The organism is Oceanicella actignis, assembly GCF_900111545.1.
GTDB lineage: Bacteria > Pseudomonadota > Alphaproteobacteria > Rhodobacterales > Rhodobacteraceae > Oceanicella > Oceanicella actignis.
Map to the genome: position 1 here is coordinate 61,388 of NZ_FOHL01000008.1, position 12,013 is coordinate 73,400.

Annotated in this window: 9 protein-coding genes and 1 pseudogene; 6 read left to right on the forward strand and 4 right to left on the reverse strand. The window is 74.8% G+C overall.

Annotated features, from left to right (window positions below):
* Positions 1-54 precede the first annotated feature (54 nt).
* On the forward strand, positions 55-1,116 hold the full coding sequence (locus BMW67_RS12370) for an alpha/beta hydrolase family protein (RefSeq protein WP_072747863.1): 1,062 nt from the start codon (positions 55-57) through the stop codon (positions 1,114-1,116).
* Between the two features lie 72 nt (positions 1,117-1,188).
* Positions 1,189-1,893: a glutathione S-transferase N-terminal domain-containing protein gene (locus tag BMW67_RS12375; protein WP_072747864.1), complete on the forward strand. Its 705-nt coding sequence runs from the start codon at positions 1,189-1,191 to the stop codon at positions 1,891-1,893.
* On the opposite strand, the gene BMW67_RS12380 is transcribed toward BMW67_RS12375, so the two are convergent.
* The 4 genes from BMW67_RS12380 to BMW67_RS12395 form a co-directional block, all read right to left on the reverse strand.
* On the reverse strand, positions 1,845-2,696 hold the full coding sequence (locus BMW67_RS12380) for an alpha/beta fold hydrolase (RefSeq protein ID WP_072747865.1): 852 nt from the start codon (positions 2,694-2,696) through the stop codon (positions 1,845-1,847). The genes BMW67_RS12375 and BMW67_RS12380 overlap by 49 nt on opposite strands.
* A complete protein-coding gene (locus tag BMW67_RS12385; protein ID WP_072747866.1) occupies positions 2,693-3,508 on the reverse strand; it encodes a TIGR02186 family protein in 816 nt (271 codons plus the stop codon). Before BMW67_RS12385 ends, BMW67_RS12380 begins: the two co-directional genes overlap by 4 nt.
* A complete protein-coding gene (locus BMW67_RS12390; protein WP_072747867.1) occupies positions 3,505-4,419 on the reverse strand; it encodes a sulfite exporter TauE/SafE family protein in 915 nt (304 codons plus the stop codon). The genes BMW67_RS12385 and BMW67_RS12390 overlap by 4 nt, the downstream gene beginning before the upstream one ends.
* Before the next feature lie 85 nt (positions 4,420-4,504).
* Entirely contained in the window at positions 4,505-6,985 is a 2,481-nt protein-coding gene (locus tag BMW67_RS12395) for a mechanosensitive ion channel family protein (RefSeq protein WP_072747868.1), read from the reverse strand.
* A gap of 267 nt (positions 6,986-7,252) precedes the next feature.
* Between BMW67_RS12395 and BMW67_RS12400 the strand changes: the two genes are divergently transcribed.
* The 4 genes and pseudogenes from BMW67_RS12400 (at position 7,253) to BMW67_RS12415 (ending at position 11,988) form a co-directional block, all read left to right on the forward strand.
* Positions 7,253-8,602, forward strand: coding sequence for a glycosyltransferase family protein (locus tag BMW67_RS12400; RefSeq protein ID WP_072747869.1), 1,350 nt, complete (start codon positions 7,253-7,255; stop codon positions 8,600-8,602).
* Between the two features lie 79 nt (positions 8,603-8,681).
* Positions 8,682-9,947: pseudogene (locus tag BMW67_RS12405) on the forward strand (glycosyltransferase); the annotation flags it as partial.
* A gap of 257 nt (positions 9,948-10,204) precedes the next feature.
* Positions 10,205-11,377 (forward strand): glycosyltransferase family 4 protein, encoded by a 1,173-nt coding sequence (locus tag BMW67_RS12410; protein ID WP_072747871.1) that lies wholly within the window; start codon positions 10,205-10,207, stop codon positions 11,375-11,377.
* Positions 11,368-11,988, forward strand: coding sequence for a histidine phosphatase family protein (locus BMW67_RS12415; RefSeq protein WP_072747872.1), 621 nt, complete (start codon positions 11,368-11,370; stop codon positions 11,986-11,988). Before BMW67_RS12410 ends, BMW67_RS12415 begins: the two co-directional genes overlap by 10 nt.
* The last annotated feature ends 25 nt before the right edge of the window (positions 11,989-12,013 follow it).

The window sequence follows — 12,013 nt, forward strand, 5'->3', positions numbered from 1 at the left end:
ACCATCAGGACCGGAGGCGGCCGCTTTCCGGCCGCGCAATGCGGGGGCGGCGCCATGACGTTGATGCATGTGACGGCGACGAAGCGGGGGCTGGCGCTTCATGCGCCGGGGCGCCAGGACCGGGCTGCGCCCGGGCGGGCGCTGGCGGGACGGCTGGCGCGCGCGCTCGAGGCGCTGCCCCAGGGGGCGCCGGTCGCGGTCCTGGTGCATGGCTATCGCTACTCGCCCCTCGCGCCCGCCGCCGATCCGCATGCGCTCCTGTATGATCCCCGGCGCGGCGCGCGCTGGCCCGCGGCGCTGGGCTTCTCGGCAGAGGATCCGCGCGACGGGCTGTGCATCGGCTTCGGCTGGCCGGCCTCGGCGGGGCATGTGCGCTCGCTGCTGCGCCATGGGCGCAACGGATTCGCGCAGGTGTATCGACGCGCCGCCGGGGCGGGCGACCTGCTGGCCGAGCTGCTGACGCTGGTCAATGCGATCCGCCCGGATCTGCGCTGCGGGGTGTTCGCCCATTCGCTGGGCGCGCGCGTGGCGCTGCGCGCGCTGGGCGCGCCGGGCGTCGGTCCGGTGGTGCTGCTGGGGGCGGCCGAACACGCCAGCGCCGCCCGCGCCGCGCTGGGCGCGGCGGGCGCGGCGGGGCCGCAGGTGGTCAACGTGATCTCGCGCCAGAACGATCTGTTCGACGCCATGTTCGAACGCTTCGCTCCCGCGCCCGCCGGCGCTCCGGGCGGGGCGCTGGGGCGCGAGGGGCTGGGCGCCCGCCGGCCCGACTGGATCGACCTGCAGCTGGACCACCCGGCGGTCGAGGCCTGGCTGGCGGCGCGCGGGGTGCCGCTTGGCGACGCGCGCGCGCCGGTCTGCCATTGGAGCTTCTACGCCCGGCGCAACGCCATGGCCTTCTACGCATGCATCCTGCGCCGGCCCGGCGCGTGGTCGCCCGCCGCGATGCGCGCGGCCGGCGTTCCCGAGGTTCTGGCCCCGCGCTGGGCGCGCCTTGCGCCCCTGCGGGCGGCGACCGCGGGCGCCGGGTTCTCCGTCGGCGGGCTGCGGGCGCGCGCGGCGCGGGCGCTGGGCGCCGCCGGCGCGGGCCGGCCGGCCGAGGGCGGCGCGCTGGCCTGAGCGCGGTCTTGCGCGGGGGCCGGGGCAGGGGCAATCTGCGGCTGCCGGTAGCAATTCACGGAGAACCACAAGATGCCCGCGCCCATCGAGCTGCATTACTGGCCGACGCCCAATGGCTGGAAAGTCTCCATTGCGCTCGAGGAAATGGGGCTGCCCTACGAGACGCGGCTTGTGAACATCGGCGCGGGCGAGCAGTTCAGGCCCGAGTTCCTGCGCATCTCGCCCAACAACCGCATGCCCGCGATCGTGGACCCCGAGGGGCCCGACGGCGCGCCGATCTCGGTTTTCGAATCCGGCGCCATCCTGCTTTACCTGGCGCGCAAGACCGGCCTTTTCGGCGGCGGGAACGAGCGTGCGCGCGTCGAGGTCGAGCAATGGCTCATGTGGCAGATGGGCGGGCTGGGGCCGATGGCGGGGCAGGCGCATCATTTCCTGGTCTACGCGCCCGCCATGGACCCGCCGCAGACGCTGCCCTACGCGCAGGCGCGCTATCGCGACGAGGTGGCGCGGCTATACGGCGTTCTGGACCGGCGCCTGGCCGATCGCGATTACGTGGCGGGCGACTATTCCATCGCCGACATGGCGATCTGGCCATGGGCCTCGTTGTGGGAGCGGCAGGGCCAGGATCTGGAGCGCTTTCCCAACATGGCCGCCTGGCTCGAGCGGGTCGGCGCGCGCCCGGCGGTGCGCCGCGGGCGCGCGCTGGCGGCCGAGCTGCGCGGCGAGATTCAGAACGACCCCAAGGCGCGCGAGGCGCTGTTCGGCCGGCGCGGCTGAGCGGCGATCTCTTCCAGCCAGGCGGCCAGAAGGGCGTGCGCGGCGCGGGCCGAGTCGGGCTCGAGCATCATCAGATGCCCCGCCTCGGGCAGAACATGCGCGCGCCCGCCATGCCACAGCGCCGTGGCCGCGGCGTCGAGCGGCGGGGTGATGGGGTCGCGACCCCCGGCCAGCGTCAGCACCGGCGGGCGCGGCGCCCAGGGCGTCAGCCAGAAGGGCGGCGGCGCGAAGGGGCGCAGGCCCAGGGCCTGCACCATCGGCGTCCAGGGTTCGTCGCGCAGATTCGCGGCCAGCCAGGCCAGCAGCTCGGGATCGGCGCCGCGGGGCAGGAACAGCCGAATCAGCCGCTCGGCCGCGGCCGCGCGCGGCCCGTGGGCCGCCAACGCGGCGAGGGCGCGCCAGTCCTGGGGGCTGCGCAGCATCAGCTGCGCGCCCGCGCGCGCCATGCCGTAGGGCGGCGCGGGGCACATCAGCGCCAGCCCCGCCATGGGCGCGCCCATGCGCAGCGCGTTCTGCGCCGCCGCCGCGCCCAGCGAATGGGCGATGACGACCGCGGGCCGTCCTGCCGCGCGGATCGCGCGGGCGATGCGGCGCGCGTAAAGGTCCAGCCCGCCGCGTCTTTGCGCGCGCTCCTGCGCCGAGGCCAGATCCGGCGCCCAGCAGCGATAGCCCTGGGCGACGAAGTGGGGGATGGTCGCGCGCTCCCAGATCCAGGCGCCCGCGCCCATGCCGTGCACGAAGATCAGGTCCAGCGGGCGGCGCGCATGGGCGGGGCCTGCGTAGAGGATGGGCGGGGCGCTCATTTGCGCATGGCCCGCACCAGTTCCGACGCGCCCCAGCCCGCCGCCAGGGCCAGCGCCAGGGACAGCGCGCCGTACAGCGCCGGCCGCTCGCGCGACAGCGTCTCGACCCAGCGCTCGAGCCCCACCTTGCGCACGCTGATCGCGGCCTTGCGCACATCGGTCACGCGCCGGTCGCGCAGCAGGAACACGCGCGCCTCGTAATTGCCCTCGACGATGTCGGGGGGCAGCCCGATATGGGCGGTGAAGAGCGTGTCCTCGAGCAGGCGCACCCCGCCCGGCGCCTCGACGTAGAAGCCCGCCTCGCGGCGCAGGCGGATGACGGCGCGGCGGAAGGCCTGGGGGTCGTCGACGGGGCCGGCGTCGATCATGCGCACCTTGTGGTTGATGCCGATGCGGTGGCGCAGATCGTCGGTGTAGGAGAGCACCTCTTCGAGCGGGCCGGTCGAGGCCAGGGCGTAGAAGCTGGGCGCCTCGTCGACGCGCACGGCGGCGCGGTTCATCCACACGCCCATCACGCGCTCCTTGCGGCGCACGGTCAGCGCCTCGGGCGGGCCGGCGATCTCGACGATGACGTCGAGCTTGCCGGGGGGCGGCGGCGCCTCGCGGCGGATGGCGCCGAAGACGAAGATCTCGGAGCCCGAGAAATCGGCGGTGATGGCGACCCGGTTCTGGCTGAGCGCGGCGACCACGCGCTCGACCTGGCGCGTCCAGGGCTGGGCCGAGACCAGCGCCGGGGCGGCCGCGGCGAGCAGCGCCCAGGGGGCGAGACGGCGGCGGGGCGCGGCGGCCGGGGCGAAGGGGCGCGGGATCATGGCGCGACCGGGGCGATCGAGAACAGCTCTTCGGGCGTGGCGACCAGGTCGTAGCCCACTCGCGCGCACACGGCCAGCACCAGCGCGGCCAGCAGCACGCGCATCTGTTCGGCGCGCAGGCGCGTTCCGATCCGCGCGCCAAGCTGCGCGCCGAACACCCCGCCCACCAGCAGCATCACCGCCAGCAGCGCATCGACGCTGCGGTTCTCGACCGCGTGCATGATGGTGGTCGCGCCGGCGACGAACATGATCTGGAACAGCGAGGTGCCCACCACCACGTTCGTCGGCATGCCGATCAGGTAGATCATCGCCGGCACCATGATGAAGCCGCCGCCCACGCCCATCACCGCCGACAGCACCCCCACCAGCGCCCCGACCATGAAGGGCGGGATGGCGCTGATGTAGAGGTTGGACGCGCGAAAGCGCATCTTCAGCGGCAGCCCGTGCACCCAGCTGTGGCGCTTGCGCCGGCGCGGCGCGCCCGGCCGTCCGGCCTGGCGCAGCGCGCGCAGGCTTTCGAGCATCATCAGCCCGCCGACGCCGCCCAGGAACACCACGTAGCTGAGCGAGACCAGAAGCTCGACCTGGCCCATCTCGCGCAGCGCCGAGAAGATGCGCACCCCCAGCGCCGAGCCCGCCACGCCCCCCGCCAGCAGCACCGCGCCCATGCGCAGGTCCACCGCCCGCCGGCGCCAGTGCGCCATCACCCCCGACAGCGAGGCGCCGGCGATCTGGTTCGCGCCCGTGGCCACGGCGACGGCCGGGGGGATGCCCGAGAAGATCAGAAGCGGCGTCAGCAGAAACCCGCCGCCGACGCCGAACAGCCCCGAAAGCACCCCGATCAGACCGCCGAGCCCGAGGATGAGCAGCGGGTTCACGGACACTTCCGCGATGGGCAGATAGATGTGCATGCCTGTTCCGTCGCTTGACCGGGCGAATCGGCGCGCCCGCGCTCCATGCTAGGACGGCGCGCGCCCCGGGTCTTGTCCTGCGCGCCTAGCGCGTCGTCGCGCCGCCGCCGGCCGCGGCGGCCTCCTCGTCCACCAGATCGGCGACGCGCCGCGCGGCGGCGCCGGCGATGCGCGCGCGCTCTTCGTCCGCGGCGCCGGCGGGCAGGTCCGGCAGGCGCACGGTGACCTCGCGCGCGGCGAAGCGGATGCCCTCCTTCTCGAACAGCTCGCGGATCTTCTGGTAGACCAGCTTGCGCGTCGTCCACTGGTCGCCGGGCCGGGTCATGTACTTGACGCGAATGATCATGGCGCTGTCCTCCATCTTGTAGACGCCCTGCGACTTGAGCGGCTGAAGGAACTTGCGCCCCTCGGTGGGATGCTGCAGCAGCTCCTGCCCCAGCTTCTTGATCAGCTTGCGCACGCGCTCGACGTCGGTGTCGTAGGTCAGGCGCAGCGGCAGCTTCATCATCACCCAGTCGCGCGAATAATTGGTCAGGTGGCGGATCTCGCCGAAGGGGATGGTGTGCAGCGCGCCGAGGTGATGGCGCAGCTGCATCGAGCGCACCGAGATCTTCTCGACCGTGCCCTTGACGTCGCCGACGTCGATGTATTCGCCCTTGCGGAAGGCGTCGTCGATCAGGAAGAACACCCCCGACAGGATGTCGCGCACCAGCGTCTGCGCGCCGAAGCCGATGGCCAGACCCACGATGCCGGCGCCCGCGAAGATCGGCGCGACGTTGAAGCCGAGCTCCGACGCCGCCGTCAGCGCCACCGCGATGCCGATCACCACCAGGATCGCGCTGCGGAACAGGGGCAGCAGCGTGGCCAGTCGGCTGGCGGACGAGGCGCCGCCCTCGTCGCCGGGCGTGACCGGCACGTCGTCGGCCCCTTCCTCGGCGATCTTGCGGTCAAGCCAGATGCGCGCGGCGTGAAAGGCGATGTAGCCGAAGAACAGCGTGTCGAGCGTGTCGCCGAGGGCGTCGAGCCGTGCGTTGCGGTCGAAGATGTCGGGGCCGCCCCAGAAGCGGATGACCACATAGGCCCCCAGTCCCAGCGCGAACAGGCTGGCCGCGCGGCGGGCCAGATCCTCGAAGCTGCGCAGGGGGTGGTTCTGAAGCGGCAGCGCGCGGCGCGGGGCGGTCGCCTGGGCGCGCGCGGGCGAGGGGCCGCCGCCTTCCTCGTCGCCGCCATCCCCGCCGCCATCCCCGCCGCCATCCCAGCCGTCGCCCTCGGCCGTCTCGTCGCCGCTGGCATGGGCGGGCGCGGCGGAGGCCTCTTCGGCGTCGCGCCGCGCGGCGTCGGCGTTGATCGCGTCGCGCGCGCGCGCTCGGGCGAAGGCGCGCTCGACCGCGTAGACGATCAGCGCGTAGCAGATCAGCGACAGCATCAGCGCCAGCAGCGCGCCGCCCACCAGCGGCACCTCCTGGCGCAGGCCCATGATCGTGCGGAACGATTCCTCGGCCCACGCCGCCAGCACATAGACCGTCGCCAGCGGCGCCCATGTCAGCGAGGCGAAAGAGGCCAGCCAGCTGACCTCGGACCGCCGCCGCCCGCCCAGGATCGCGTTCGACACCGCGCGCCGGTTGGTCCAGATCATGACCACGATCAGCGCCGTCGCGACCAGGTTCATCGCGATGGTGACCAGCGCGTGCAGGTCCGTCGGCACGTCCATTTCCAGAAGCCAGGCGCAGAAGGCCTGTCCGGCGATGCCGACGAAGGTCGCCGCCGACAGCCACAGATAGAGCCGGCGCGCATCCGCGTCCGAGATGGCCGGGATGCGGTAGTCGCTCAGATACGGGCTGACCGTCATGCGCCAGCCGGTGTCCACCAGCATGAACAGCGCATACGCCCCCAGAATCACCGCCCCCGTCGTCGCCGTGGGCGGATGGTCGCGCATCAGCGCAAAGCCCAGCCCGACCGCGACCACCAGGTTGATGGCGATCGCCGCCAGCGTGATCGCCATGCGCAGCGCCAGCACCGGCAGCTTGTCCGACAGCGCTTCGGGCCTGCGCCCGCGCTGGGCCGCGATCATGAGCGGGCGGAAGACGTAGACCGCCAGCACCACCACCACCGCGCGGCCGATCATCAGCAAGAGGATCGCCACCAGCGCCACGCCCGCGAAATAGCCCGGCTTGCCGTCGGGCGCCGCGCGCGCCAGCGCCCGCTCGATGTCCTCTAGGGCGGTCGGCGCGCGCGCCAGCATCCGCTCCAGCCTCTGGCGGAACACGCTCACCGTCTCGGTGGTGCGCGAGATGACCGACTCGGCGCCGTAATCGGCGAGCGTGCCGTATGCGGCCAGATCGGGCGCGCGTTTGGCCGCGTCGGGTTCGGCGGCGGGGCGCGACATCAGCGGCTCGGAAGCGGGCGCGGGCTGGGCCTCGGCCGCGCTGCGGGCGGCGCTCGGGAACAGCTTCTCGTAGCTCAGGATCTGCGCCCCCGCCTGCGCGCCCCAAAGCGCCGCGGCGGCCAGCGCGAGGGCCAGCGCCAGCAGAAGGCGCGGCTTTCCGGCGGGACCTTGTGCGGACATGAGCGAATCTCCCAGGCTGCCGGCCGGGGCGCCGGCCCGTCACCATAAACCCGCAGGACGCGCGGCGCAGCGGGCGCGCGCGAAATTGACCGCGCGTGCGCGTGCGGCCGATCATGCCCGCGCGCGCAATGCGCCTTTCGCCGCGCCGCGCTTTTGGTGTAGCGTGGCCGCGCGTCCCGGCGAGAGGGGGATGCATGCAACGCCAGCCGGGATTGTGCAATGGCAGCGACTTCGCGAGATGCCCGGGCGCCGGTCGCGCGTCGCGTGATGCTTTACAGTCACGACACCTTCGGTCTTGGCCATCTGCGCCGCTCGCGCGCCATCGCGCAGGGGCTGGCGGCGGCCGCGCCGGACCTTGCGGCGCTGATCCTCACGGGCTCGCCCATCGCCGGGCGCTTCGACTTCGCCGACCGGGTGGACCATGTGCGCCTGCCCGGCGTCGTCAAGCTGCCCGACGGCGACTACGCCTCGCACAATCTGGGCCTGCCGCTGGACGAGACCGTGCGCCTGCGCGCCGCCATCATCCGCGCCGCCGACCAGGCCTTCGGCCCCGATCTTCTGATCGTGGACAAGGAGGCCTGGGGCTTTCGCAACGAGCTGGCCGAGACGCTCGAGGCCGCCTCGCGCCGCGGGGCGCGAATCGTTCTGGGCGTGCGCGACGTGCTGGACGAGCCCGCCGCCCTGGCCGCCGAATGGGCGCGCAAGGGCCATGCCGAGGCCATCGAGCGCTATTTCGACGAGATCTGGGTCTATGGCCTGCCGCAGATCTGCCGCCCGCTCGAGGGGCTGGGCCTGTCCGAGCGCGTGCGCGCGCGCATCCGCTACACCGGCTATCTGCGCCGCGACGCGCCCGAATGGCCGCCCGAGGTGGGCGTCACGGCGCCGGACGAGCCCTTCGTGCTGGTCATGACGGGCGGCGGCGGCGACGGCGAGATGCTGGTGGACTGGGCGCTGTCGGCCTACGAGGCCGATCCGACGCTGCGCCCGCATGCGGTCATCGTCTACGGCCCGTTCCTGGCGCCCGACCTGCGCGCGGCCTTCGACCGCCGCGCGGCGGCGCTGGGCGGGCGCGTGACCGCGATCAGCTTCGATCCGCGCGTCGAGCGCCTGCAGGGCGAGGCGCAGGGCATCGTCGCCATGGGCGGCTACAACACGTTCTGCGAGATCCTGAGCCGCGACAAGCCGGCGGTGATCGTGCCGCGCGTGCGCCCGCGCAAGGAGCAGCTGATCCGCGCGCAGGCGGCGGCGCGTCTTGGGCTTGCGCGCATGCTCGTGCCCGACGCCGAGGGGCGGCGCGATCCGGCGGTCATGGCGGCGGCGATCCGCGGCCTGGCCGACCAGCCGCGCCCGTCGGCGGCCGCGCCCGCGGGCATGCTCGACGGCCTCGACGCCATCATCCGCCTGGCGATTCCCCAGACCGGCGCCGCGTCCGGGGCGGCCGCGCCCCGGGGCGCGGCGACGGACCGCGCCGCCGGCCCCGCGCCCGCCCCCGCGCCCGATCTCGCGCCCGATCGCGCAGATGTCGCCGCTTGCGACCAGGCGCCCGCCGCCCCGCCAGCCGCGCCCCACGCCGCCGCGCCTCCCGCCGCAGCGCGCCGCGCCGCGGGCGGCGGTTGAGCCGCGCGGCCGCGCGCATCGTCAAGCGCAGGGAATCATGAGCAGTCCCGACCGTCCCGGCGTCCAGCCGCCGCAACCGATCGCCCCGTCGGCGCCCGACCCGGCGCCCCAGGCCCGGCCCGAGTCCGGCGGCCCCGCCCTGGCCGTCGTGGTCAAGGGCTATCCGCGCCTGTCCGAGACCTTCGTGGCGCAAGAGCTGGCCGCGCTCGAAGAGCGGGGCTTCGCCTTCGACATCTGGTCGCTGCGCCACCCCTACGACCCCAAGACCCATCCGCTGCATGCGCGGATCCGCGCGCGCCCGCGCTACCTGCCCGAATACCTGTATCAGGAGCCGCTGCGCGTGCTGCGCGCCCTGCGCCGCGCGCGCCGCCTGCCCGGATTCGGGCGCGCGCTGCGGGTGTGGCTTGCCGATCTGCGGCGCGATCCGACTCCCAATCGCGGCCGACGCTTCGGCCAGGCCCTGGCGCTTGCGGCCGAGCTGCCCGAGAGCGTGCGCTTTCTCTACGCCCACTTCCTGCACACCCCCGCCTCGGTCGCCCGCTATGCGGCGCTGATGCGCGGGATCGGCTGGGGCGTGTCGGCCCATGCCAAGGACATCTGGACGATTCCCGAATGGGAAAAGCGCGAAAAGCTGGCCGAGGCGCGCTTTTGCGTCACCTGCACCGGATCGGGGGCGGCGCATCTGCGCGCGCTGGCGCCCGATCCGGCGCGGGTGGGGCTGCTTTATCACGGGCTAGACCTGAGCCGCTTCCCGCCGCCGCCCGCGCGCGCCCCCCATGACGGGCCGCTGCGGCTGCTGTCGGTCGGGCGGCTGGTGGCCAAGAAGGGCTACGACGACCTTCTGGCCGCGCTGGCGCGCCTGCCGGCGGGGCTCGAGTGGCGGCTGACGCATGTCGGCGGCGGACCGCTGGCGGACAAGCTGGCCGCGCAGGCGCGCGCGCTGGGAATCGCCGGGCGCATCGCCTGGCTGGGCAAGCGCGACCAGACCGAGGTCGTCGCGCTGATGCGCGAGGCCGATCTGTTCGTGCTGCCCTCGAAGATCGCCGCCGACGGCGACCGCGACGGGCTGCCCAACGTGTTGATGGAGGCCGCCAGCCAGGAGCTGCCCATCCTCTCCACCCGCGTCTCGGCCATTCCCGAGTTCATAGAGGACGGCGTGCATGGCGCGCTGGTCCCGCCGGCCGACCCCGATGCGCTGGCCGCGGCGCTGGCGCGTCTTGCGGCCGATCCCGAGGAACGGGCGCGCATGGCCCGCGCGGCGCGCGTGCGCCTCGAAGCGGAGTTCGGCATGCAGGCGGGCATCGACGCGCTGGCCGCGCGGCTGGAGGCCGCCCTGGCCGAGGCCGAAGCGGGCGCGGCGCCGGGCGCGGGGCCGACGGGCGCGGCGCCGGGCGCGGGGCCGACGGGCGCGGCTGAAGGCGCGGGAACGGGCGCCGCGCCGGACGCCTTGGCGCCCGAGGGGGCGGCGCCCGCCGATCGCGCCGCCGATCGCGCCGCCGAAGGCCCGCGGCCGGGCGGCCGCGCGGCGGGGCGGGCCGCGGGCGCGGGGGGCCAGGCCGCCGCCAGGCGCGCCGGCCGCGCCGCGCCGCCCGGAGGCCGGGCATGAGCGCGCGCCCCCGCATCGCCTTCTACGCGCCTCTCAAGCCGCCCGATCATCCCGATCCCTCGGGCGATCGGCGCATCGCGCGGCTGACGATGAAGGCGCTCGAGCGGGCGGGCTTCGCGCCCTTCCTCGCCTCGGATCTGCGCACGCTGGACATGGCGGGCGACGCGCGCGTGCAGGCCGCCCTGGCCGACGAGGCCGCGCTCGAGATCGAGCGCCTGCTCGAAGACCTTGCGCCCGCGCCGCCGGCGCTCTGGTTCACCTATCACTGCTATTACAAGGCCCCCGACCTGATCGGGCCGCATGTGGCGCGGGCGCTGGGCATCCCTTACGCCGTCTCCGAGGCCAGCCATGCGCCCAGCCGCCGCGCCGGTGCCTGGTCGCGCTTCGCCCGCGAATCCGAGCGCGCCATCCGCGCCGCGGACGTGGTGTTCTGGACCACGCGGCGCGATCTGCCGGGGCTCGAGCGGCTCGAGGGCCGGCGCGGGCGCCTGGCGCATCTGCCCGCCTTCACCGAACTGCCCGCCGACGCCGACCCCAACCCCGACGCCGCCCCGGCGCGGCCCGTTCCGACCGGGCCGCTGCGGCTGCTGACCGTGGCGATGATGCGGCCGGGCGACAAGCTGGCCTCGTATCGGCTGCTGGCGCGCGCCCTGTCCTGGATCGAGGATCGCGACTGGCGGCTGACGGTGGTGGGCGACGGCCCGCTGCGCGCCGAGGTCGAGGCGATGTTCGCTCCCTATGGCGCGCGCGTCGCCTTCGCCGGCGTCGTGCGCGAGCGCGCGCGCCTGCGCCGCATCTACCGCGCGCATGAGCTGTTCCTGTGGCCCGGCGTCGGCGAGGGCGTGGGCATGGCCTATCTCGAGGCGCAGGCCGAGGGGCTGCCCTGTCTGGCCGAGCGCCGCCCGGGTCCGGCCGACGTGGTGCACGCCGCGCCCTTGCCCGAGCCCGGGCCGAACGGCGATCCCGGCCCCTTCGGCCGCGCCCTGCGCGCGCTGACCTCGGATCGCGCGGCGCTGGCGCGCATGGGCCGGCAGGCGCAGGCCGAAGTGGGGCGGCGCCACTCGCTCGACGCGGCGGCGGCGCTGCTGCGCGGCGCGCTGGCGCCGCTCGCGGCCGGGCGCGCGGGCGAAGGCGGGGCGGGCGGGGCGGAGGGCGGCCCATGCCCGTGATCGGCCTGTTGCGCCATTTCCCCACCGAATGGAACGCCCGCGGCCTGCTGCAGGGGCGCAGCGATCAGCCCCTGTCGGCCGACTCGCGCGCGGCGCTGGCGCGGTTGCGCCTGCCGCCGGCCTGGCGGGCGGCGCGGGTGGTGTCCTCGCCGCTGGCGCGCGCGCGCCAGACCGCCGAGGCGCTGAGCGAGACGGGCCCGCCGCGGCTTGACCCCGACCTGGTCGAGATGGATTTCGGCGCGTGGGAGGGTTGCGCGGGCGCAGCGTTGCTGGCCGATCCGCTCAGCGGCTATCGTCCGGTCGAGGAATGGGGGTGGGACTTCGCCCCGCCCGGCGGCGAGACCCCGCGCGCCATGGCGCGCCGCCTGGCGCCGGCGCTGGCGCGCCTGGCCGCCGAGGCGGCCGAGGCGCCGCGCCTTGTGGTCGCGCATCGCGGGGTGATGCGCTGCATCCTGGCGCTGGCTTCGGGATGGCCCTATCGCGGCCCCGAGCCCTTTCGCATCAAGCGCGCGGCGGTCCATCCGGTGACGCTGGCCGATGACGGGCGTCCGCTGGCGTTCGGCGCGCCGGTCAAGCTGACGCCGCGCCTTGCGCCCGAGGCGGGCGCTTGAGGGCCGCTGCGCGCGCGGCGGCGGG